General features: G+C 72.6%; 23 protein-coding genes and 1 pseudogene. 14 read left to right on the top strand and 10 right to left on the bottom strand.

From position 1 onward, the window contains the following. Positions 1-205 precede the first annotated feature (205 nt). Together ACZ5FU_RS33075 and ACZ5FU_RS33070 are read left to right on the top strand one after the other, a co-directional pair. Entirely contained in the window at positions 206-1114 is a 909-nt protein-coding gene (locus tag ACZ5FU_RS33075) for an alpha/beta hydrolase (RefSeq protein WP_469047674.1), read from the top strand. Between the two features lie 82 nt (positions 1115-1196). After that, positions 1197-2090 (top strand): helix-turn-helix domain-containing protein, encoded by an 894-nt coding sequence (locus tag ACZ5FU_RS33070; protein WP_469047672.1) that lies wholly within the window; start codon positions 1197-1199, stop codon positions 2088-2090. A gap of 252 nt (positions 2091-2342) precedes the next feature. Here the strand turns inward: ACZ5FU_RS33070 and ACZ5FU_RS33065 are convergent. The 3 genes and pseudogenes from ACZ5FU_RS33065 to ACZ5FU_RS33055 form a co-directional block, all read right to left on the bottom strand. Beyond that, positions 2343-2621 (bottom strand): annotated as a pseudogene (locus ACZ5FU_RS33065) (Tn3 family transposase); the annotation flags it as partial. 130 nt (positions 2622-2751) lie between these two features. Further along, on the bottom strand, positions 2752-3237 hold the full coding sequence (locus ACZ5FU_RS33060; RefSeq protein ID WP_468839116.1) for a hypothetical protein: 486 nt from the start codon (positions 3235-3237) through the stop codon (positions 2752-2754). Positions 3238-3253: 16 nt separating this feature from the next. Then, positions 3254-3502 carry a hypothetical protein gene (locus tag ACZ5FU_RS33055; RefSeq protein ID WP_468839113.1) on the bottom strand — a complete coding sequence of 83 codons (249 nt, stop codon included), beginning with the start codon at positions 3500-3502 and terminating at the stop codon, positions 3254-3256. Positions 3503-3599: 97 nt separating this feature from the next. On the opposite strand from ACZ5FU_RS33055, the gene ACZ5FU_RS33050 reads away from it, so the two are divergent. Both ACZ5FU_RS33050 and ACZ5FU_RS33045 read left to right on the top strand, forming a co-directional pair. Then, positions 3600-3992: a VOC family protein gene (locus ACZ5FU_RS33050; protein ID WP_451530890.1), complete on the top strand. Its 393-nt coding sequence runs from the start codon at positions 3600-3602 to the stop codon at positions 3990-3992. A gap of 104 nt (positions 3993-4096) precedes the next feature. Beyond that, the gene (locus ACZ5FU_RS33045) at positions 4097-5167 is read left to right on the top strand and encodes an adenosine deaminase (RefSeq protein WP_451530889.1); all 1071 of its coding nucleotides are present in this window, start codon (positions 4097-4099) and stop codon (positions 5165-5167) included. On the opposite strand, the gene ACZ5FU_RS33040 is transcribed toward ACZ5FU_RS33045, so the two are convergent. Next, the gene (locus ACZ5FU_RS33040) at positions 5149-5664 is read right to left on the bottom strand and encodes a mycothiol transferase (RefSeq protein WP_451530888.1); all 516 of its coding nucleotides are present in this window, start codon (positions 5662-5664) and stop codon (positions 5149-5151) included. The genes ACZ5FU_RS33045 and ACZ5FU_RS33040 overlap by 19 nt on opposite strands. 93 nt (positions 5665-5757) lie before the next feature. Further along, a complete protein-coding gene (locus tag ACZ5FU_RS33035) occupies positions 5758-6645 on the bottom strand; it encodes a LysR family transcriptional regulator (protein ID WP_451530887.1) in 888 nt (295 codons plus the stop codon). Between the two features lie 142 nt (positions 6646-6787). Between ACZ5FU_RS33035 and mgrA the strand changes: the two genes are divergently transcribed. Then, a complete protein-coding gene (gene mgrA, locus ACZ5FU_RS33030; RefSeq protein ID WP_451530886.1) occupies positions 6788-7780 on the top strand; it encodes an L-glyceraldehyde 3-phosphate reductase in 993 nt (330 codons plus the stop codon). Between the two features lie 280 nt (positions 7781-8060). Here the strand turns inward: mgrA and ACZ5FU_RS33025 are convergent, their stop codons facing one another. Next, positions 8061-8444 (bottom strand): nuclear transport factor 2 family protein, encoded by a 384-nt coding sequence (locus ACZ5FU_RS33025; RefSeq protein WP_451781930.1) that lies wholly within the window; start codon positions 8442-8444, stop codon positions 8061-8063. Between the two features lie 304 nt (positions 8445-8748). Between ACZ5FU_RS33025 and ACZ5FU_RS33020 the strand changes: the two genes are divergently transcribed. The 4 genes from ACZ5FU_RS33020 (at position 8749) to ACZ5FU_RS33005 (ending at position 13278) form a co-directional block, all read left to right on the top strand. Further along, a complete protein-coding gene (locus ACZ5FU_RS33020; RefSeq protein WP_451530884.1) occupies positions 8749-9159 on the top strand; it encodes a hypothetical protein in 411 nt (136 codons plus the stop codon). A gap of 132 nt (positions 9160-9291) precedes the next feature. Beyond that, entirely contained in the window at positions 9292-11637 is a 2346-nt protein-coding gene (locus ACZ5FU_RS33015) for an ABC transporter ATP-binding protein/permease (RefSeq protein ID WP_469047670.1), read from the top strand. 7 nt (positions 11638-11644) lie between these two features. Next, entirely contained in the window at positions 11645-12277 is a 633-nt protein-coding gene (locus ACZ5FU_RS33010) for an SH3 domain-containing protein (protein WP_451781927.1), read from the top strand. Then, entirely contained in the window at positions 12274-13278 is a 1005-nt protein-coding gene (locus ACZ5FU_RS33005; protein WP_469047668.1) for a serine/threonine-protein kinase, read from the top strand. The genes ACZ5FU_RS33010 and ACZ5FU_RS33005 overlap by 4 nt, the downstream gene beginning before the upstream one ends. A 6-nt stretch (positions 13279-13284) precedes the next feature. Here the strand turns inward: ACZ5FU_RS33005 and ACZ5FU_RS33000 are convergent, their stop codons facing one another. Further along, positions 13285-14562 (bottom strand): streptophobe family protein, encoded by a 1278-nt coding sequence (locus tag ACZ5FU_RS33000; RefSeq protein WP_451781923.1) that lies wholly within the window; start codon positions 14560-14562, stop codon positions 13285-13287. 162 nt (positions 14563-14724) lie between these two features. Here ACZ5FU_RS33000 and ACZ5FU_RS32995 point away from each other — a divergent pair, with 162 nt between their 5' ends. Further along, the gene (locus ACZ5FU_RS32995) at positions 14725-16011 is read left to right on the top strand and encodes a DUF6777 domain-containing protein (protein WP_469047666.1); all 1287 of its coding nucleotides are present in this window, start codon (positions 14725-14727) and stop codon (positions 16009-16011) included. 108 nt (positions 16012-16119) lie between these two features. Then, positions 16120-16575: an ATP-binding protein gene (locus ACZ5FU_RS32990; protein ID WP_451530878.1), complete on the top strand. Its 456-nt coding sequence runs from the start codon at positions 16120-16122 to the stop codon at positions 16573-16575. 35 nt (positions 16576-16610) lie between these two features. Here ACZ5FU_RS32990 and ACZ5FU_RS32985 read toward each other — a convergent pair whose 3' ends face one another. Beyond that, positions 16611-17498: an RNA polymerase sigma factor SigF gene (locus ACZ5FU_RS32985; protein ID WP_451530904.1), complete on the bottom strand. Its 888-nt coding sequence runs from the start codon at positions 17496-17498 to the stop codon at positions 16611-16613. A 227-nt stretch (positions 17499-17725) separates the two neighbouring features. Between ACZ5FU_RS32985 and ACZ5FU_RS32980 the strand changes: the two genes are divergently transcribed. Next, positions 17726-18127, top strand: coding sequence for a helix-turn-helix domain-containing protein (locus tag ACZ5FU_RS32980; protein ID WP_451530877.1), 402 nt, complete (start codon positions 17726-17728; stop codon positions 18125-18127). A gap of 21 nt (positions 18128-18148) precedes the next feature. On the opposite strand, the gene ACZ5FU_RS32975 is transcribed toward ACZ5FU_RS32980, so the two are convergent. Further along, the gene (locus ACZ5FU_RS32975; protein WP_451530876.1) at positions 18149-18751 is read right to left on the bottom strand and encodes a ClpP family protease; all 603 of its coding nucleotides are present in this window, start codon (positions 18749-18751) and stop codon (positions 18149-18151) included. Position 18752: 1 nt separating this feature from the next. Continuing rightward, the gene (locus tag ACZ5FU_RS32970) at positions 18753-19406 is read right to left on the bottom strand and encodes an ATP-dependent Clp protease proteolytic subunit (protein WP_451781917.1); all 654 of its coding nucleotides are present in this window, start codon (positions 19404-19406) and stop codon (positions 18753-18755) included. A 287-nt stretch (positions 19407-19693) separates the two neighbouring features. Between ACZ5FU_RS32970 and ACZ5FU_RS32965 the strand changes: the two genes are divergently transcribed. Continuing rightward, positions 19694-20182, top strand: a complete 489-nt coding sequence (locus tag ACZ5FU_RS32965) for a VOC family protein (protein ID WP_451530874.1) — start codon at positions 19694-19696, stop codon at positions 20180-20182. A gap of 706 nt (positions 20183-20888) precedes the next feature. Next, positions 20889-22547 (top strand): catalase, encoded by a 1659-nt coding sequence (locus ACZ5FU_RS32960; protein ID WP_451530873.1) that lies wholly within the window; start codon positions 20889-20891, stop codon positions 22545-22547. Positions 22548-22762: the final 215 nt, after the last annotated feature.

The raw sequence follows: 22762 nt of genomic DNA, 5'->3' as shown, positions 1-22762 counted from the left end.
GGATCTCGTTGGATCGGAGCCGCCGTCGGGCCCGGAATCACTGGGTTCATCGGACGCCCGCCGTGGCTGTCGTCATTCGATCGTTTGACGACAGGAGTGGCTGGCCTCGGGGCCACGCGACGTGTGGGATACCTAGGAAAGATTCTTCCCATTGTGGACAAGCCGCGCCGCAGGCACTGTCGAAATACCGACAGAGGAGTACAGAGTGCAGCGCAAGATCAGCTTTGGCCGGGACGGTATGACCCTGGTGGGCAACCTGTTCACCCCGGACGGCTTCGATGAGAACCGCCGCTACCCGGCCGTGATCGTGCAGGGGTCGTTCACGTCGGTCAAGGAGCAGATGGCAGGGATCTACGCGGAGAGGTTCTCCGGGCAGGGCTTCGTCGCCCTGAGCTTCGACTACGCCCACTACGGTGAGAGCGAGGGCCAGCCGCGTCAGTACGAGTCGCCGGCCGAGAAGCTCAGCGACCTGAAGGCGGCGGTCACGTTCCTGACCGGGCTCCCCCACGTGGAGGGCGTCGGCATGGTCGGGGTGTGCACGTCGGCCAGCAACGGGGTCTACCTCGCCGCGCAGGACCCGCGCGTCAAGGGTCTGGCGACGATCGCCGGGTTCCTCGCCGACCCGGACGTGTTCGCCGGCACCTACGGCGAGGACGGTCTGGCCGCGCGCCGCGAGCAGGCCGCCGCGGCCCGGAAGAAGTACGAGGAGAGCGGCGAGGCGACCCTCATCACGGTCTACAGCGAGACCGACAAGGACGCGGCGAACTACGCCCCCGTCCAGGGCGCCTACGACTACTACACCAACACCTCGCGCGGCAACGTTCCGCAGTACAGGAACGAGCTGGACGTCTCGTCGTGGACGACCTGGCTCACCCTCGACGCGCTGGGCCAGGCCCCGTCCGTCACCACCCCGACGATCGTCGTCCACTCCGACGGCAGCGCCCTGCCCGAGAACGCCAAGAAGCTCCACGAGACTGTCCAGGGGCCCAAGGAGCTCGTCTGGTCCGACGGGAACCACTTCGACTACTACGACTCGCCGAAGCAGATCGACAACGCCATCGCGCATGTAACCCGCTTCTTCCGCGCCCACCTCACCGAGAGGCAGCCGGCCTGACCCCCGGCCCCCCACCCGACCTCGCGAGACGCCGTGTCCCAGGACCGCTGGTCCTGGGGCGCGGCCGAAGGCTGTGAGAGACGTGAGCGCGAAGAACCCGCACCTCGAAGAACTCGGCCAGTTCCTGAAGGCACGCCGCAGCGAACTCAACCCCGCCGACCTGGGGCTGGATCCGGGAGACCCGGGATCCCGCCGCGTATCCGGATTGCGGCGCGAAGAGGTCGCGGCGCTGGTGGCGATCAGCCAGGACTACTACGCCCGCATCGAGCAAGGACGCCTCGCTCCGTCCGAGCCGGTCCTCGAAGCCCTCTCCGACGCTCTGCGCCTCACCCCCGACCAGCGCACCTACGCCGAAAGCCTCGCCCGGCAGGCCGAACGCCGCACCCCGCCCAGGAACCGTACGACAGCAGTACGCCCGCAGCTCCAACGTCTCCTGGACCAGCTGACCGACACACCGGCGTTCGTAGTGGGCAAGTACCTCGACATCCTCGCCTGGAACCCGCTCGCCGCCGCCCTCCTGCTCGACATCGACAAGAAGCCCCCCAAGGAGCGCAACCACATCCGGATGCTGTTCACCGACCCCCGGATGAAGGACTACTACCCCGACTGGGAGGCCATGGCCCGCGACGGCGTCGCACTGCTGCGCATGCAGGCCGCCGCCAATCCCACCGATCCGCAGCTGACCTCGCTCGTGGGAGAGATGTCAGTGGTCAGCTCGCAGTTCCGCCGTTGGTGGGCGGCCCGAAACGTCGCCCAGCCGAAGTTCGGCACCAAGACCATCCGCCACCCCGACCTCGGCGACCTCACCGTCGACTGGGACAGCTTCCACTGGGCGGGCGACCCCGACCAGTACCTGACCATGTGGTCAACCGCACCCGGCTCACCCACCCACGAAAAGCTCCGCGTCCTCGCCTCCTGGCTCGCAGCCGCACCGGCCCGCGACGACACCGGAAACCAGGGCCGGAGCGTGCCCTGACCCGCCTAGGGTCTGTCGTTTGGATCAGGCCGCAGGAAATCGCCTGTGTCTTGCAGCCCGGTTGAGTGGGGGTCGGTGCGTGCAGCTGCAAGGCGGAGGAGGGCGTCGACGCGGAGCGTCGGCAACCGACGACAACGCCGCAGATGCGCGTGCCGACCCCCACGTCTGCGGTGTGATCCAAACGACAGGCCCTAGCAGCGGCCTCCGGCGCAGGCTGCCCTCCAGCCGTGCAACCGCAGCGGCCCCATCTGCTCACACCTGCTCCGGTATGCCGTCGTCGTTCTCGTCCAGCTCGGCCGCGTGCGGATCGCGCAGCGGGCGCAGGGCGCCGGCGGCCGGGATCGAGGCCGTAAAGCTGTAGCGGCCGAGTAGGTTCAGGTGGCGGTGCTTGAGCGGGGACAGGCGGGCGATGTTCTCGTCGCGGGTCTCGTGGCCCTCGGCGCGGAGCGCCTCGACGGCGGCGTCGATGTACTTCGTAGTCCAGAGCACGATGGCGTTGAGGACCAGGCCGAGCGCGCCGAGCTGGTCTTGTCCGAACTAGCCCAGCTCGGCGGCAGGTCCGCCTGTGAGCCGTCGCACCACGGAAAGTAGTAGTGAAGAAGTTGGGTGAACGGGTTCCGTCGGGCGTGTCGTGCAGGTCGTCCGCACGTGCTTCGCGGTCTTACTGGGAGAACGCGTAGGTCCGGACGGGGTCGAGGTGCAGTTCGAAGGGCCCGAAACAGTCGGCCGCGAGGGCCGCGACCGGAGCGCCGCAGGGGCAGGCCCGGTTGAGTCCCTCGTCGCCTGTCGGCCCGCAGCACCCACTGCTGTTCTCCCAGTTGGGCAGTGGCTGAAGGCCGGCGGCGTCATCAGGGTGCACCAGCACTGTGTGTCGGCTGCCGGCCGAGATGACGAAGCCTTCTTCACGGCAGACCACAGGTCCGCGCGACTGAGCTGGCTTCGGGTCCTCCTGATCGTCCTGTACGACATAGGGAGGTCCCCAGGGCTCGGGGTCGATCGCGTAGTGGCCCCGCGGAACGGTGGAAGGCGCCCGGCGTGTCTCCTTGTCCCGGTCGCGCTCGTCGTCGGAGACCTTAGGGACGGCGGCAAGCTCGGCCAGCTCCGGCGTGATCGCGGTGCCGCACTTGGAACAGAGGAAGACGGTCATCCCCTCGTTGTAGTGCTCAGGACTGCTGCTTCGCATCCTCGTTTCGCTGCTCGGAGTCGAGGCGCGCGACGACGCCACGGAGATCGGGCATGCCCAGGTGGACGGTGGTGTGCCGGGCCGCGAGGTCGCGCATGGCGGCGAGTTTCTGCTCGGCGGCGGCGAGGCCGGCCTCTATCGCGGCGACCTCGCCGAGCCACCTCTCTGCTTCGGCCCGGACCCGGCGGGCTAGAAGGTCGACTTCGATCTCGTCGAGGCGGGGCAGCATCTCCTGCGGGCTCGAACCGGTTCCTCCGGAAGCGACTGGCGTCCATCAAGTTTTACGTATAACCTCTCCCGCTAATCAGCTCTCCCGAAAGGTCCCGATGAGCCGCATCGCGCTGGTCACCCTCGTCGTCGACGACTACGACGAGGCGATCCGCTTCTACACCGAGGCCGTCGGTTTCCGCCTCGCCGAGGACGAGGCGCGTCCCGACGGATCGCGCTGGGTCGTCGTACGGCCCGGCGGTCACCAGGACGGCACCGGCCTGCTGCTGGCCAGGGCCAAGGACGACGCCCAGCGATCCCGGGTCGGCGACCAGACCGGCGGACGGGTCGGCTTCTTCCTGCACACCGAGGACTTCACCGGGGACCACGCCCGGATGCGCGCGGCCGGGGTGACCTTCCTGGAGGAGCCCCGCCACGAGTCCTACGGCTCCGTCGCCGTCTTCCAGGACCTGTACGGGAACCGCTGGGACCTGCTCCAGCCGGCCGGCTGACCCCGCCGACCCCGTTTCCTTCTCGCCCCCGCCCCGCCCCGCGCGCGCCCCGCGCCCGGAACCCCGCACCACCGTCCCCAGCTCCGCCCGAGGAAAGATCCACCATGACTGCTACGCGCGTAGACTCCGCCACCCTCCGCCGGCTCCCCAAGGCCGTGCTGCACGACCACCTCGACGGCGGTCTGCGCCCCGCCACCGTCGTCGAGCTGGCGGCCGAGGTCGGCCACGCCCTGCCGACCACGGACCCGCAGGAGCTGGCCGCCTGGTACGTCGAGGCCGCCGACTCCGGTGACCTGGTCCGGTACATAGCGACCTTCGAGCACACCCTCGCCGTCATGCAGACCCGCGAGGGCCTGCTGCGCACGGCGGAGGAGTACGTCCTGGACCTGGCCGAGGACGGCGTCGTCTACGCCGAGGTGCGCTACGCCCCCGAACTGATGCTCGCCGGTGGTCTGACCCTGGCCGAGGTCGTCGAGGCCGTCCAGGAAGGCCTCGCGGCCGGCATGGCCAAGGCGGCCGCCGCCGGCACCCCGGTCCGCGTCGGCACCCTGCTGTGCGGCATGCGGATGTTCGACCGGACCCGCGCCACCGCCGACCTCGCGGTCGCCTTCCGGGACGCCGGCGTCGTCGGCTTCGACATCGCCGGCGCCGAGGACGGCTTCCCGCCCGCCGACCACCTGGACGCCTTCGCGCACCTGCGCCGCGAGAACGTCCCCTTCACCATCCACGCCGGCGAGGCGCACGGCCTGCCCAGCATCCACCAGGCCCTCCAGGTCTGCGGCGCCCAGCGCATCGGCCACGGCGTGCGCATCACCGAGGACATCGTCGACGGCAAGCTCGGCCGTCTGGCCGGCTGGGTGAGGGACCGCCGTGTCGCGCTGGAGATGTGCCCGACCTCCAACCTCCAGACCGGCGCCGCCACCTCCATCGCCGAGCACCCGATCACCGCGCTGAAGGACCTCGGCTTCCGCGTCACCCTCAACACCGACAACCGGCTGGTCTCGGGGACGACGATGACGCGCGAGATGTCGCTGCTGGTCGAGGAGGCGGGCTGGACGGTCGAGGACCTGCGCACCGTCACCGTGAACGCCCTCAAGAGCGCCTTCGTCCCGTTCGACGAGCGCAAGGCCCTCATCGAGGACGTCGTCCTGCCGGGCTACGCGGCCGCGCTCTGAAGCAGCCCGCGCACATAGGCGGCCTGTCCGACGTGCTGGAGATCGTCGGACAGGACGCTGACCAGGCGTACGCCGAGCGTGACCGGCGGGTCCCAGCGCTCGTCCACGACGCGTTCCAGGTCCGCCGCGGTCACCCCGCGCAGCGCCCGCAGGGTCTGCGCGTGGACGGCGTCGTAGTACCCGGTCAGCAGGCCACCGTCGGCGACCCGCACCTCGGCGACCTGCGCCGCGCTGTGCCCGTACCCGGTGTCCCGGCGCGGCAGACGCAGGCCGAACCGTTTCTCCCAGTCCTGCGAGAGCCACACCTGGTCCAGGCCGAAGGCGTCGGCCACGTGGTCGTCCTGGACGCGGGCGAGGTGCCAGACCAGCCAGGCGACCGGGTTCGTCCCGGCGGCCGGCCGGACGGCGAGGTCGTCCGGGCCGAGGCCCTCGACGGCGGCGTGGACCTCTTCCCGGACGCGGCCGTAGCCGTCGATGAGGATGTCCTTGGCATGCATACGTCCACCATCGCGCACCCGCCGCCCCGGTGCCGCCCGCCCGGGCCGATCCGGTGCCGCCCGCCCGGAGCGGACCGGACCGGACCCGGGACCTTATCCGTCGCGCTCCGTCTCCAGCAGGGCCATCAGCGCGCGGGCGGCCGGGCTGGTCGCCCGCGCGGGCGGCAGCAGGGCGACCGTCTCGTACACCACCTCGCCCGTCCCCTTCAGGGGCAGCGCGGTGAGGGCCTCCCGCTTGTGCCGGAAGTGGCGCGGCACGACGGCGATGCCGAGGTTCTCGTCCACCAGGTCCAGCAGGCTGTGCACGTCGTTGACCTCCAGCGCGACCGTCCGGCGGATCCCGGCCGCCGCGAAGGCCGCGTCGGTGGCGCGGCGCGGACCCCAGTCGGGGTGGAAGTCGACGAACACCTCGTCGGCGACGTCGGCCGGGGTCGGCGCGGCCGCGGCGCCGGTGAGCCGGTGGTCGGGGTGGCACAGCACGTACATCGGCTCACCGGTGAGCGGGGCGGAACGCAGCTGCTCGCCGTCCTCCTGGGTGCGGTAGGCGAAGGCCAGGTCCAGCCGCCCGGCGGCCACCTCCTCGGCGAGCGCGCCCGAGCCGGACTGCCGGAGCCGGATCTCCACGTCCGGGTGGCGCCGCCGGAACGCGGCCAGCAGCCCCGCCACGTGCACCCCGGCGATGCACTGCTCGGTGCCCACCGAGAGGGTGCCGCGCACCACGCCCTGCACGGCCGCCACCGCCTCGTGCGCGGCGCGCACCTGCACCAGGATCCGTTCCGCCTCCGCCAGCAGCGCGCGGCCCGCCTCGGTCAGGGTCACCCGGCGGGTCGTGCGGACGAACAGGGGCGCCCGCAGCTCCCGCTCGAGCGCCCGGATGGAGGCCGACAGCCCCGACTGGGAGACCATCAGGCGTTCGGCGGCCCGGGTGAAGTGCTGGTCCTCGGCGACCGCGACGAAGTGCTGGAGATGGCGCAGTTCCATGATTGAGAAGCCTATCCGCTGAATTCCATCGGATTCTTCTGTTGGACCACTGCTCGCGGGCGGGCGAGAGTGGGGGACGGTCCCGGGCCCGATCCACCGCGGCCGGGACCGTTCCTCCGAGCCAACCCCTCCTGGAGTCGCGTTGTACACCGCACACCCCGACCGCTACGCGCACATGCCCTACCGGCGCACCGGACGCAGTGGCCTGAAGCTCCCCGCGCTGTCGCTCGGACTGTGGCACAACTTCGGACCCGACCGTCCCGTGGAGACCCAGCGGGCCATCCTGCGCCGCGCCTTCGACCTCGGCATCACCCACTTCGACCTGGCGAACAACTACGGCCCGCCGCCCGGCGCCGCGGAGTCCGCGCTGGGCGAGTTCCTGAAGGCCGACTTCGCGCCGTACCGCGACGAACTGGTGATCTCCACCAAGGCCGGCTATCTGATGTGGCCGGGCCCCTACGGCGAGTGGGGCTCGCGCAAGTACGTGCTGTCCTCGCTGGACCGGAGCCTGCAGCGGATGGGCCTGGACCACGTCGACATCTTCTACTCGCACCGCCCCGACCCGGAGACTCCGCTGGAGGAGACGATGGGCGCCCTGCACTCCGCGGTCCAGCAGGGCAAGGCGCTGTACGTCGGCGTCTCCAACTACTCGGCCGAGCAGACCCGCGAGGCCGCCCGCATCCTGGGCGAGCTGGGCACCCCGCTGCTCATCCACCAGCCGCGCTACTCGATGCTCGACCGGCGCCCCGAGAGCGAGGGCCTGCTGGACGCGCTGGACGAGCTCCAGGTCGGCTCCATCGTCTTCTCCCCGCTGGAACAGGGCGTACTCACCGCCCGCTACCTCGACGGCATCCCGGAGGACTCGCGGGCCGCGAGCGACAGCCCCTTCCTGAGCTCCGACGCCCTCACCGGTGAACTGGTGGGCAAGCTCCGCGCCCTCGACGACATCGCCAAGTCCCGCGGCCAGTCGCTGGCCCAGCTCGCCCTGGCCTGGGTGCTGCGCGGCGGCCGGGTCACCTCCGCGCTGGTCGGCGCGAGCAGTGCCCGGCAGATCGAGGACAGCGTCGGCGCCCTGGACAACCTGGAGTTCGAGGCGGACGAACTGGCCCGCATCGACGCGGTGATCAACGGCTGAGCGGTTCCGCCGGCCGCGCGGTGACGGAATCGACCGTCTCCTTTCGAAGGGTTGGAAGACCTCGAAGACCTCGTGGCTCTCGCGCGGAACCGATCGAAGATCTCGTGCGGTACGGCGGTGAATTCCGCTTCCGCTTTTCCGGCGCCGTGCGCGGCATCCTCCGCGCACGGCGCCCTCCGTCCGAGGCGGTCACCGCCTTTCGGGCGATCACCGCCTTTCCCCGGGCGGCCCGCCGTGACCTTTCCCCGGGCGGGCCGCCGCGAACGGAGGAATTCACCGGTCACGCCCCGGCGGGCACCCGGTCGAGGAATCCGAGGACGGCGACGATACGGTCGTCGGCGTCCAGCGTGAGCACGTCGGAGCCGGCCACCGGCGCCGACCCGTCCGTCTCGCTCACCAGCTCCCAGGAGAAGCGGGCCGTGTCGTGATGGCCGTCGACGGTGCCGGTGAGCCGGAAGGAGAAACCGGGGAACTGCTCCCGTGCCGCCGTGACGACGGCCGTGATCGCCTCGTGGCCGCGTACGTCGGCGAGGGGGTCGGTGTAGCTGCCCCGCGGCGCCCAGGCGTCGGCCACGGCCTTGGCCCGCGTTCCGGCCTCGTGGGCGTTCCAGGCCTCGAAGTAGCGGGCGACGGCGTTCTGGTAGCGATCGGTCTGCGTGGACATGGGAAATCAGCCCCAATGGGTCGTCGATCCTGGTCAGGACCCGGATTCCGGCTTCGCCGATCCGGTGTGACCACCTTGCCCGCGCCCGCCCGCCCGGTCGATTACCCCGCGGGTAATGGCGGGGCCGGGCAGGGCCCGCAGCATTTCGGCCATGAACGGCGGGGAATATGCCAGGAGACTGGCCAAAAAAGCATGGTGACAGTGTTTCAGTAGTCAACATACTCAAACGTAAGGGGCAGTTCACCCCGCAGGAGCCGCACGGAAAGCGAGGCCCGCACCGGCAGCGAGCGACGGGGAGAAGGACGTGCACGACGAATTCCTGTGCCATGTCACCGCGTACGGAGTGTGCGACGGGCGCCGCATCGGCGTCCCGCTCGGCACCTACCGGGCCCCGACGCTGGCGCTCGCCCTGTGGTGGCTGCGGGACCGCGCCTCCTGGATCGCCGAGCGGCTCGATCCGCAGCCGGAGAGCACGGGCATCCCGCCCAACGCCCTCGTCCCGGTCTCCGACACCGTGCCGGACGTCCCCCGCCTGCTGAGGACCTGGTGCGCCGATGTCGGCCGGCAGGAACTGGTCGCCGACGAACTGGCGGCCGGGCGGCTGGTGCGGATCGCCGCCAGCGACGAGACCACCGAGTACGAACTGCTCGCCGAGTCCGTCGACGCCCTGCGCATGCAGCGGACCGCGCCGCCGCTGGTGATGCCGGTCGGCTGACCGGCGTCCGTCGCCGCGGCCCGCGGCCCGGGGGCCGGAACTCCCACCGCGGCCCGGGGCCGGACCTCCCGCCCGCCTCCCCGTCCGCGTTCCCGCCCGGCACACAAGGGTGCGAATCGATAGAATTCCGGCATGGCGGAGTCGCCGATCACGTCCACCGCGCCCGAACTCGTGCTGGAGACCGAGACGGGCGTCACGGTGATGACCCCGGGGCACGAGTACCGCGTCGGCCGCGACCCGCTCAGCGAGATCGTCCTCGACGACGCCCGCGTCTCCTGGCACCACGCGGTCCTGCGGCCGGACGGCGACCACTGGACCCTCGCGGACGAGCACAGCACCAACGGCACCTACGCCGACGGCCGCCGGGTGCGGGAGCGGAGCGTCGGCCCCGGCAGCGTCATCCGCTTCGGCAGCCCGCACGACGGCCCGTGCGCCGTCCTGACCGGCCGCCCGCCGCCCGCTGCGCCCCGCCTCTCCGCGGTGGCCGACCCCGCCGTGACGGGGACGTTCCGCCGGCCCACCACCGTCCGCCCGCTGCCCGCCCGCACCGTCCGCATCGGCCGCGCCCCCGACAACGACCTCGTCCTCGACGACCTCGTCGTCTCCCGCCACCACGCCGAACTGCGCGCCCTGCCCGACGGCGCCTACGAGATCGCCGACCTCGGCAGCCACAACGGCACCTACCTCAACGGCCTGCCCGTCACGGCCGCCCCCCTCGGGACCGGGGACGTCGTCGGCATCGGCCACTCGGCCTTCTGCCTGATCGGCGACGAACTCCGGGAGTACGTCGACACCGGCGAGGTCTCCCTGGACGTGCAGGACCTCACCGTCGCCGTCGACCGCGGCCGCAAGGTCCTCCTCGACCACGTGTCCTTCCCGGTGGGGGAGAAGTGCCTCCTGGCGGTCGTCGGACCCAGCGGCGCCGGCAAGTCCACCCTGCTCGGCGCCCTCACCGGACAGCGGCCCGCCGACCACGGCACCGTCGTCTACGACGGCCGCGACCTCTACCGCGACTACGCCGAACTGCGCCAGCGCGTCGGCCTGGTCCCGCAGGACGACATCCTGCACGCCCAGCTCACCGTCCGCGCCGCGCTGACCTACGCCGCCGAACTGCGCTTCCCCCAGGACACCGCCCGGGCCGAACGCCGGGCGCGCGTCGAGGAGGTCATCCGCGAACTGGGTCTCGAACAGCGTGCCGACCAGAGCGTGCACAGCCTCTCCGGCGGCCAGCGCAAACGCGTCAGCGTCGCCCTGGAACTGCTGACCAAACCGTCCCTGCTCTTCCTCGACGAGCCGACCTCCGGACTCGACCCCGGCATGGACCGCTCGGTGATGCACATGCTGCGCGGCCTCGCCGACGACGGCCGCACGGTCGTCGTCGTCACGCACAGCGTCCTCAGCCTCGACGTCTGCGACCGTCTCCTCGTCCTCGCGCCCGGCGGCCGGATCGCCTACTACGGCCCCCCGGACGACGCCCTCGCCTTCTTCGGGTTCGCCGACTGGCCCGAGGCCTTCGAGGCCTTCGAACGGGACCGGGACCGCGACTGGGCCGGGGAGTACGCCGCATCCCCCCTCCACCGCCGGTACGTCGTCGACTCCAGCGCCCAGCCGCTGCTGCCCCACTCCGACTCCGACGCCGTCGTCGTACCGGCGCCGCCCCGCCCGCGCAGCCGCGGCGCCCAGCTCGGCACCCTCGTCCGCCGCTACACGGCCGCGCTGAGCGCCGACCGCACCTTCCTCGTCATCATGATCGCCCTGCCGTTCGTGATGGGGGCCATGGCCCGCGCCCTGGCCGGCGACCGGCTCACCCGGGACACCGCGATGAACGCGCTGCTGATCCTGTGCGTCGGCGGCGTCCTCACCGGCGCCGCCAACGCCGTACGCGAACTCGTCAAGGAACGCGTGATCTACCAGCGCGAACGTGCCGTCGGCCTGTCCAGATCGGCGTACCTGATGTCGAAGGTCGTCGTGCTGGGCGCGGTCACCGTCGTGCAGGCGGTCGTGCTCACGCTCGTCGCCCTGCTCGGCGTCGACCTCGACGCCCCCGGCGGGAAGGGCGTCCTGATGCCCCCGCTGATCGAGATCACCGTCGCGGTCGCGCTGCTCGCCTTCACCGCGATGATGCTCGGCCTGGTGGTCTCCGCCCTGGTGCGCAAGGAAGAGGTCACCATGCCGCTGCTGGTGCTCCTCGCCATCGTCCAGGTCGTCTTCTGCGGCGCCCTGCTGACGCTGGACGGCGTGCCGGGCCTCGAACAGCTCGCCTGGCTCATCCCCTCCCGCTGGGCGTTCGCCGCCATGGCCGGCACCCTCGACCTCGCCCGGACCGTGCCCGGCGACCTCACCGGCGACCCGCTGTTCGCGCACTCGGCGGGGGTGTGGCTGCTCGACGTGGGCATGCTCGTCGTGCTCTCGGCGGTCCTCGGACTCGCCGTCTCCCGGCTGCTGCGCCGGCACGAACCCGCCGTGATGCGGAAGTAGGTCCGCGATGACGTCCCCCGGCTTCCGGCCCACGCACGTCGTCCCCCAGCGGGGCATGCCCGCCTGGGAGACCCCCGACCCGGCCCGGCCCACCGTCCCCCTCGACCCGCTGCTGCCCGTCCGGCTCGTCGAGCGGCGCGGCGACTGGGCACAGGTGCTGTGCTCCAACGGCTGGTCGGCCTGGGTGGACGGCCGCCACCTCGTCGCCGTGCCCCAGGACCCGCCCCTGCCGGACGCCCCCCTCGCCGGCACCGCCGACCCGCGCCCCCTGCTCGGCCGCACCGAACAGGCCCTCGCCCGCTACCGCGCCGCCGTCGAGGACCTCGCCGGCGGCGGCCTCGACGGCGAGACCTTCCACCGCCGCACCCGGGGACTGCGGATCGGCGTGGTCGTCGACGGCGAGTCCGTATGGCTCTACGACCCCGCCCGGTTCCGCTGGGTCTACGGCGACGGCAGCCGGCTGAGCACCTACGCGGCCGACGACCCGCCCGCCGCGGCCCGGGACGACGGCCGCGACGGCGACCGGGACAGCGACCGCGACGGCGACCGGGACGCCGGTCCGCGCGGCGGCCCGGACGCCGACCCCGACGTCGGGCACGCCCCGACCCGGGTCGTGACGCCCGACGGTGAACGCCGATGACCCGCGAGACGACGAGCGTCTTCTCCGGCCGGCCCGCCGACCTGGCCGGCCACCAGGTGGCGGGCTACCGCATCGAGCGGGAGATCGGACGCGGTGGCATGGCCGTCGTCTACCGCGCCCGCGACCTGCGCCTGGAGCGGACCGTCGCGCTCAAACTGCTCGCCCCCGAACTGGCCCGCAACGACACCTTCCGCAAGCGTTTCACCCACGAGTCCCGGGTCGCCGCCGCGATCGACCACCCGCACATCGTGCCGGTCTTCGAGGCCGGCGAGACCGACGGACTCCTCTACATCGCCATGCGGTACGTCGCCGGCGGCGACCTGCGCCACCTCCTCGACGGCCGCGGACCGCTCCAGTCGGCCACCGCCGCCCGGATCGCCGCCCAGGTCGCCTCCGCCCTCGACGCCGCCCACGAGCACGGACTCGTCCACCGCGACGTCAAACCCGGCAACATCCTCGTGGACCGCGGCACCGACAGCGACCACCCCGAACACGTCTACCTCACCGACTTCGGCCTGACGAAGAAGTCGCTGTCCCTCACCGGCTTCACCACCGTCGGCCAGTTCGTCGGCACCCTCGACTACGTCGCCCCCGAGCAGATCTCCGGCCGCCCGGTCGACGGCCGCTGCGACGTGTACGGCCTGGCCTGCGTCGTCCACGAGACCCTCGCGGGCCACCCGCCGTTCCGCCGCGACGACGACATGGCCCTGCTGTGGGCCCACCAGTACGACGAGCCGCCCCCGCTCACCACCGTCCGACCCGACCTGCCGCCCGCCGTCGACGAGGTCTTCGCGCGGGCACTGGCCAAGACCCCCGACGCCCGCCACCCCACCTGCCTGGCGTTCGTCGCCGACCTGAGGACGGCACTGCTGTCCGACGCGGAGCGGCACCACCCGCCGACGCGGGCGGACCGCGGACCCGCGGCAGCGGGACAGGACCGCCCCCGGCCCGCGCCCCGGTGGGCGGCCCCGGTGTTCGACGCCCCGGAGGACCGTGCCTGACGCCGTCTAACGGATGCCGTCGCCCACCCTTCCCCGGCCGGCCCTCCCGCGGGCCCACAGACCGCCGAGGAAGCCGGCGGCCAGCCCCCACAGCGCGGCGAGGCCCAGCGCCGACCACACCTCGGGGCGCAGGAACAGGTCCCCGGTGAGGCCCGAGCCGCCCAGATCGCTGATGCCGAACAGCGTCAGGCCGTAGTGCGCGGAGACCCGGCCGGTCAGGCAGATCGCCAGCACCGTCGGCACCAGGGCCACCGCCATGTGCACCGCGTGCCGCCAGGCGGGCGTCCGGGCCGGTGAGCGGGCCGCCATCACGAACGCCGCCGCCGACAGCAGCACCGCGTCCACGGCGATCAGCCACCACACCCGGCCGTCCTGCTCGCCGAGCGTGCGCAGGTTCAGCGCGGCGGTGTCCGCGCCGCGCAGCACCTCGTCCAGCACGTGCGGCATCGGCAGCCCGAACGGCCCCTGCACCCGGCCCTCCCAGGTGGCGCCCAGCCCGACGGTGAACGCGAGCCACACCAGGTTGGGCAGGCCGAGCAGCACCACGGCGAGGATCTCCGCGGCCCGGCCGCGCACCGCCGCGGTCACGAGCGCGACGACGACCCCCAGCGCGACGCACGCGAGCAGCAGCACGACCATCGCGTACGCCGCCGGCCGCACCGACTCCTGCAGGCGCAGCAGCCGCGGCGGCAACGGCGCCCCCCGGCAGACCAGCAGCGCCAGTGCCAGCACGCCGGCCAGCCACAGCAGTCCGGACCACAGGGTGAGCGGCACATCGGTGGTGAAACCGGCCCTCGGGGTCACCCCGAACACCTCGCCGAGGTCGTTCAGCGTGTCGTCGCCCAGCGACACCGCGAACGTCCGGCGGGCGGCGAGGGCGAGGGCCGCCAGACCGAGGAGCCACACCACGGCGATCCGGGCCGCCCAGCCGGCGAGCTCGGCCGCCGAGGCGACCGCCCGGTGCCGCAGCGGCCGGAGGAACCCGGCGGCGGTCACCAGGACGCCGACGAGCGTCACGGACAGCGGGGTCACCGTGAGGCCCGCCCGCGTGCCGGCGATCCCCCCGGCGTCGCCGGAGAGTTCCACCGAGCCCCCGACCGCGGTGACGACCGTCGCCGCGACCACCCTCGGATAGGCCCCGCCGGGCAGACCGGCGGCGCCCGCCGCCCAGAGTCCCAGCGCGGCCGTGACCGCCATGGCGGTCAGCGCGGCCACCGCCACGGCGACCGCCGGCACCCAGCCGTGGCGGGACGGCGCCCCGCCGGGGGAGAGGTTCGGGCTCACCCTCGCCACGCTAGGCAGGGCCCGGCCCGCACGCCCGCCGGGAGGGCCGTCCGCGTCCACTTGCGGAGCAAGTGTGACAGCGGCACACAATGAAGACGTTGTGGACGAGCGGCGCGCGGCGTGATGGGAGCGGCGTCGCGGGAGATCCCGTCGGGAGTGCTCGTGAGTGTCGAACCGCCCTCCTCCGGCCGCCCCTCCGGCCCGCCCTCCGGCCCGCTGTCCGGCCCCTCGCAGCCGCCCCCCGGCCCGCCCGCCCCGCCGCCCGGCGGATCCTCGGGCGGCTCGACCTCCCCCGGCGGCGGCCCGGGACCGCACCGGCCGTGGTGGCGGTCCGCCTCCCGTGTCGCGCTGCTCACCACCGCCCTCGTCGTCGCGGCGGCCGTCGCGATCGTCCTCGCCACCCGCTCCGGCGGGGGCGGCGGATCCGGCGGCGAGAGCGAGGTCTTCCTCCAGGCGGCGGGCAGGACCGGCCCGGACCCCTTCACCGAGTCCACCGTCACCGCCACCGACGGCCCGACCTCGCTCGCCACCACGGCGCCGGCGACCGCCTCCGCGCCCGCCAACGCCGTGCGGGGCGTCGACGGCGGCGCCTCCGGCCTGTACGGCGGCACCCGGGACGCGGCCGCCTGCGACGTGGAGAAGCAGGTCACGGAACTGCGGGCGGCCCCCGACCGGAACCGGGCGTTCGCGTCCGTCCCCGGCATCGCCCCGGCCGAGGTCCCCGCCTACCTGAGGTCCCTCACCCCCGTGCAGCTGCGCATGGACACCCGCGTCACCAACCACGGCTACCGCGACGGTGCCGCCACCTCGTACCAGGCCGTCCTGCAGGCCGGCACCGCCGTCCTCGTCGACGGCCGCGGCGTGCCCCGCGTGCGCTGCGCCTGTGGCAACCCGCTGACCCCGCCCGTCGCGCAGCGGACCACCCCCGAGCCCGTCGGCGACTCCTGGCCGTCGTACCGCCCGGGGAACGTCGTCGTGGTCACCCCGTCGACGACCGTGATCGACGTCTTCGTCCTCTACGACCCCGGCGCCGACCGGTGGTTCGCCCGGCAGCGGGGCGACACCGGCGGCGAGGACCGGCCCACCGAGCCCCCGGCGAAGCCGCTCGAACCGTCCGCGGGCGTCACCGCGCCCACGTCGCCGTCGACCTCCCGCGATTCCGGGCCGCCGGACTCCACCAGCCCCTCGCCGCCCCCCGGGTCCGAGGAGCCGCCCCCGTCACCGGAATCCCCGAAGCCCTCCGAGCCCCCGGAACCCTCCGAGCCCTCGGGTCCTTCGGGGCCGTCGGGTCCGTCGGGTCCGTCGGGTCCGTCGGGTCCGTCGGGTCCGTCGGGTCCGTCGAGTGAACCGCGGACCGGTGAATCCGCGTCCTCCGGGACGACCGACACCACGTCCCGTTCCGTGGTCCCCTCGGACGGACAGCCCCCGAGCTCCTCACCCGTACTATGAGGCAGCCCATGCCGGCCGGGCCGAAGCCGGGGGACTGCACGGCCCGCTTCGGGGTACGAGGACTGGTGCAGCAGCGTCCGGCCAGGCCGGCCTCCGAGAGAGAACAGCATGATCAAGCACCTGGACGGGGCAGTGATACCGACCGGTTTCGACGTACCTGTGGAGCCGCTCCGCCGCGCGGCGCACTACACCGGTGAACCGGGCTCCATCGCCGAGGCCCGCGACTTCGCCGCCCACTTCGTCGACCAGCTCAGGACCGAGTGGTGCGCGGGCATGGACGACCGTTTCGGCGACGACGTCATGCTGGTCGTCAGCGAGCTGGTCACCAACGCCGACCGGCACAGCAACGGCCCCTACATCCTGGAGCTGGAGGGCACGGACACCTCGGTGACGGTCGCCGTGTACGACAGCAGCGACCGGCTGCCCCTGCGGTTCCCCAAGGACCCCCGCCGCGTCGGCCACCACGGCCTGGAGATCGTGCACGCCGTCGCCACCGAGGTCACCGTCGACCGCATCCCGGTCGGCAAGCGGGTGCGCGCCGTCCTCGGGGTCGCCACCGGCTGACGCCGTGGGGCCGGCGGCCCCACGGCGGCGGGCCCTCAGGCGCAGCCGAGCTCGCCCAGCATCCCCTCGCGCAGCCGCACGATGATCCGCTTGATCAGGCGGGAGACGTGCATCTGCGAGCAGCCGAGCCGCTCCCCGATCTCCGCCTGGGTGGCCTCCTCCACGAACCGCAGGTGGATGATCTGCCGGTCGCGCTCACTGAGCTCCGCCATCAGCGGGGCCAGCGAGTGGAAGTCCTCGACGAGCCGCAGCCCCTCCTCCTCCACACCGATGAAGTCGGCCAGCACCGCTTCGCCGCCCTCGGTGCCGTCACCGGTGAGGGCGGCGTCCAGGGAGGAGGAGTTGTAGCCGTTGGAGGCGATCTGCGCCTCGATCACCTCGGACTCCGAGAGGTTCATCAGCGTGGCCAGCTCGGCGACGGTCGGATCCCGGTCGAGGCGGCTGGAGAGCTCGTCGCGCGCCTTGGCCAGCTCCACCCGCAGCTCCTGGAGCCGCCGGGGCACGTGCACGGCCCAGGTCGTGTCCCGGAAGAAGCGCTTGATCTCGCCCACGATGTAGGGCAGCGCGAAGGAGGTGAACTCGACCTCGCGCGAGATCTCGAACCGGTCGATGGCCTTGATCAGCCCGATCATCCCGGTCTGGACCACGTCGTCCATGTCGTCGCCGCGACCCCGGAACCGCCCGGCCGCGAACCGCACCAGCGACATGTTCATCTCGATGAGGGTGTTGCGCGCGTACTGGTACTCGTGCGTCCCCTCCTCCAGCTCCGTCAGCCGCCGGAAGAACTGACGCGACAGCTGACGCGCGTCGCGGGGGGCCACGTGCCGGGGGTCCTCGACTCCCGGCAGCGCCGCGCCACCCGTGCCGGCTCCGGCGGTGTCCTGGACGACCTGTGCCTGCGACCCGATCACGGCGGTGTGCATTACCTCTCCCACGAAAGTCACGTTTCGACGTCTGGTGCATCCGGTGCGTGAGCGGACCGGATGCGGCAAGTCCATTCTCCGGGCGAATACCCCGAGTCGTCGAACGCATGCCCGTCAAAACGCGCCGGTTTCGTTTTTTCTCCCCTCCGCGGGAAACGGCCGCGATTTCCCTGAGGGCGGAACGCCGGGACCCTCCCCCCGACGGCCGCCCCTCCTAGGCTGGGACGGTGAGCAACCAAGCGCCGAACCACGCCCGCGTGATCCCGCTGCGCCCCTCGGCCGAGCGCCCGGGAACCGCCCGCCCCGCCGACCGGCCGCCCGCCCCCAGGGAGCCCCTCTGGCGCGACCTCGTCGGCGACGTCCTGCGCCGCGAACGCCAGGCCCAGGAGCGCACGCTGCGGGACGTCGCCGACGCCGCCCGCATCTCCATGCCGTACCTGTCGGAGGTGGAGCGCGGCCGCAAGGAGGCCTCCTCGGAGGTCCTCGCGGCCGCCGCCCGCGCGCTCGGTCTGAGCCTCGGCGACCTGCTGGCACGCGCCCAGGGCGAGCTGGTCCGGCTCACCGCCCGGACCTCGCGCGGCCGTACGACGACCACGTCCTCGCTCGACGGACTCTGCCTGGCCGCCTGACGGCACGCCCCGGCCGGTGCCTCACCCCCGCCCGGGGCGCCGGCTCAGCACCTCGTCGGCCAGGCCGTACGCCACGGCCTCGCGCGCGGTGAACACCTTGTCGCGGTCCATGTCCGCGCGCAGGGTCGCGACGTCGTGGTGCGTGTGCCGGGCCAGCACCTCCTCGACCTGGGCGCGGATGCGCACCATCTCCTTGGCCTGGAGCGCCAGGTCCGACACCGTGCCCTGCCGCCCGCCACTGGCCGGCTGGCCGAGCAGCACCCGCGCGTGCTCCAGCACGAACCGCCGCCCGGGGTCCCCGCCCGCCAGCAGCACGGCCGCGGTGGAGGCCGCCTGGCCGACGCAGAACGTCGCGAGGGGGGCCTGGACGAACGTCATCGTGTCGTAGACGGCCATCAGCGAGGTGAACGAGCCGCCGGGGGAGTTGATGTAGATCGCGATCTCGCGCTCCGGCGCCGACGCCTCCAGATGGAGCAGTTGCGCGATGACGACGCCTGCGACGCCGTCGTCGATCTCGGTGCCGAGGAAGATGATCCGCTCGGCCAGCAGCCGGCTGTAGACGTCGTAGGACCGCTCGCCCTGCGGGGTGCGCTCCACCACGCTCGGAATCGTGTACGTCCCCATGTCAGAGCCCCATCCGTCGCTTCGAGGCGGCCGGGCGGACGTCGGCCAGCGACTCCGCCACCCGGTCGACGATGCCGTACTCCCTGGCCTCCTCGGCCGTGAACCAGCGGTCGCGGTCGCCGTCGCGGGAGATGGTCTCCGGGCTCTGACCGGTGTGCTCGGCGGTGATCCGCTCGATGGTCCGCTTGGTGAACTCCAGGTTCTCGGCCTGGATCTCGATGTCCGCGGTGGTGCCGCCGATGCCGGCCGACGGCTGGTGCATCATCACGCGCGCGTTCGGCAGCGCGTACCGCTTGCCGGCCGTGCCGACGCTCAGCAGGAACTGGCCCATACTGGCGGCGAATCCCATCACCAGCGTCGAGACGTCGTTCGGGACGAGCCGCATCGTGTCGTAGATGGCCAGGCCCGCGTGGACCGAGCCGCCGGGGCTGTTGATGTACAGACTGATGTCGGTGTGCGGGTCCTCCGCCGACAGGATCAACAACTGCGCGCAGACCCGGTTCGCGGACACCTCGTCGACCTGGGTGCCGAGCAACACGATGCGCTGGTCGAGCAGGTGGGCCGCGAGGCGGTCGTCGAAACGGCTCGGAGGGGTGTCACCCTCCTCGGCCCGTGGCGGCAGGACCGGTGCGGCACCGGTGAGGTGTCGGGACATGGGCGCTCCTTGTGGAAGGGGAGTGCGGCGGTGTCGACCGCCGCACCGTCCACTCTGGGCGCGAGACCGCCCCCGTGGCGGATCTCCCTGCCCTCGGCAGATTCGCCGACGGCAGAGGGCCTCCCGCCACGGCCCGGGCGCGGCCGGTTCTCCGGACGGGCCCGCACCGGGCGGTCGCGAGCCGGACGGGCCGAAACCGGTGCGCCGTCGGACGATGAGTTCCGGGTGCCGCGCCGGTCGACACTCATGACCGCGCTTCACGCGCCCCCGCACTCCTGGAGGAACCCATGACCACCGACGGATTCACCACGTGCCTCTGGTTCGACGGCCGGGCGGAGGAGGCGGCCCACCACTACACGTCGATCTTCAAGAACTCGAGCGTCGGCGACGTCGCCCGCTACACCGAGGCCGGTCCGGGCCCCGCCGGCTCCGTGATCACCGTGGAGTTCACGGCCAACGGCCAGAAGTTCGTCGCCCTGAACGGCGGCCCGCAGTTCACGTTCAACGAGGCCATCTCGTTCCAGATCGGCTGCGCCGACCAGGAGGAGGTCGACCACTACTGGGACAAGCTCATCGAGGGCGGCGGCGAGCCCGGCCCCTGCGGCTGGCTCAAGGACAAGTACGGCGTGTCCTGGCAGGTCGTGCCCACCGAACTGATCCGGATGGTCACCTCCCCGGACCAGGAGAAGGCCGCCCGCGCCACCAAGGCCATGCTCGCCATGGGCAAGCTCGACATCGCCGCCCTGCGGAAGGCCTACGAGGGGGAGGGGGAGTAGGCGGGCGGACGCTCCCGGGGAGGGGGCGGGCCCGGGCGGCCCGCCCCGCGCGTCGACCCGGCGCAGCCCGGCGACGAACGCCCCCAGGTCCGCGGCCGGCTCCTCGGGCCGCTCCAGGGCGCCCGCGACGGGATTGCGGCCGTCCGGCCACCGGTGGACGGACCACGGCCGGGGGAACCCCTCGCCGGGAGCGGCCCCGCTCCAGCGGCCCCGCTCCAGCGGCACCGGCGCGGCGACGGACAGCCGCGGTACCGGCCGCTCCAGCCGGAGCCGCTCGTGGGCCACGCTCCCCACCGCCCCCGGACGCCGGGGCGGCCGCACCACCTTGTCGGGACCCGGCCGGAACATCGCGTTCTCCGTCCCCGACGACGCCGGCCGCTCCACCGGCAGCGACGCCCACCGCGGGAACCGCGCGGTGACGAGCCGCCGTACCGGTGCCGCGTCCACGTCGACCTCGTCCGGGCGCATCCTCACCGCACACATGCCGCTCGTCCCAGGTGAACGGCCCGGCGGCGGTCCGGCGGACGTCGCGGGCGGGCGCCCCCGCCGTCCGGATGCAGCGCGCGGTGCCCGGCCCCAAGCTGACTCGTGTGACTCGTCCCGGCCCATCGGGTACCCGGGCCGTCCGTTCGAGATTCCGGCGGTGGCTGCGCGCCAGCCCCGCGCCCCGTGACCGCGGGGAACCGACGTGAAGGAGCGCAGGGACATGACCGACGTATCGAGCAAGGGGCCCGATCGCGGCGACGACCGGCAGGTGCTCACCAACCGGCAGGGCCACCCGGTCCACGACAACCAGAACCAGCGCACCGTCGGCGCCCGCGGCCCCGCGACCCTGGAGAACTACCAGTTCCTCGAGAAGATCAGCCACTTCGACCGCGAACGCATCCCCGAGCGCGTCGTCCACGCCCGCGGCGTCACCGCCTACGGCTACTTCGAGGCGTACGGCACCTGGGGGGACGAACCGATCGGCAGGTACACCCGCGCCAAGCTGTTCCAGGAGCGCGGCAAGCGCACCGACCTGGCGGTCCGTTTCTCCACGGTGATCGGCGGGCGCGACTCCTCCGAGGCCGCCCGCGACCCGCGCGGCTTCGCCGTGAAGTTCTACACCGAGGACGGCAACTGGGACCTCGTCGGCAACAACCTCGGCGTCTTCTTCATCCGGGACGCGATCAAGTTCCCGGACGTCATCCACGCCCTCAAGCCCGACCCGGTCACCTTCGAGCAGCAGCCGCGCCGCATCTTCGACTTCATGTCGCAGACCCCCGAGGCGATGCACATGCTGGTCAACCTGTTCAGCCCGCGCGGCATCCCCGCCGACTACCGCCACATGCAGGGCTTCGGCGTCAACACCTACAAGTGGGTCGACGGCGAGGGCCGCACGATGCTGGTCAAGTACCACTGGATGCCCAAGGCCGGGGTGCGCAGCATGACCGAGGAGGACGCCGCCAACGTGCAGGCCGACTCCCTCGGCCACGCCACCAAGGACCTCTACGAGAGCGTCGCGCGCGGTGAGCACCCCGAGTGGGAGCTGCTCGTGCAGATGATGGAGGACGGCGAGCACCCGGAGCTGGACTTCGACCCCCTCGACGACACCAAGACCTGGCCCGAGCAGGAGTTCCCGCCCAAGCCGGTCGGCAGGATGGTGCTGGACCGGATGCCGGAGAACTTCTTCGCCGAGAACGAGCAGATCTCCTTCGGCACCGGAGTCCTCGTCGACGGCCTGGACTTCTCCGACGACAAGATGCTCGTCGGCCGCACCTTCTCCTACAGCGACACGCAGCGCCACCGCGTCGGCCCGAACTACCTCCAGCTGCCCGTGAACCACGCGAAGAACGCCGACGTGCGCACCAACCAGCGCGACGGGCAGATGACGTACCACGTGGACGGCGGCGGCGAGAACCCGGCCGTCAACTACGAACCGTCGATCACCGGCGGACTGCGGGAGGACCGGTACCCCACGCACGACGAGCAGGGCCCGGAGATCAGCGGCCGGCTGACCCGCAAGCGCATCCCGCGCACCAACGACTACCAGCAGGCCGGTCAGCGCTACCTGCTGATGCAGCAGTGGGAGCGCGACGACCTGGTCAAGAACCTCACGGCGGCGCTCGCCCAGTGCGACCGGCCGGTGCAGGAGCGCATGGTGTGGCACTTCCTCCTGGTCGAGAACGACCTGGGGCTGAGGATCGGTGAAGGCCTCGGCATCACCCCCGAGGACGTCGCCGACCTCGAACCCCTGGCGAGCCAGGACCTGACCGAGGAGGACCGCGACCGGCTCGCCCACCTGGGCAAGAACCCGCCCCGCGACGTGGAGGGCCTCACGATGACCCACTGCGTACCCGACGAGCGGCACGTCGTGACCCGCTGAGGGGCCCGGCACGGCGGCCCGCCGGGACACCGGGGCGGGCCGGCCCGCCGGAGACCCGGGACGGCCGGACGGAGCGCCCCGGAGACAGGCCGTGGGGCCCCCCCCCCCCGGCGGGGGGGGGGGGGGGGGCGCGGGCCGGGGGGGGGGGGGGGGACTGTAGGCCAGGGGGTTTTAGTTGGCGCCCCACAACACAACCCGACAGGAGGGGTTATGGG

Source organism: Streptomyces sp. NPDC031554, assembly GCF_055580685.1.
This window is presented reverse-complemented; position numbering and strand designations above follow the sequence as displayed.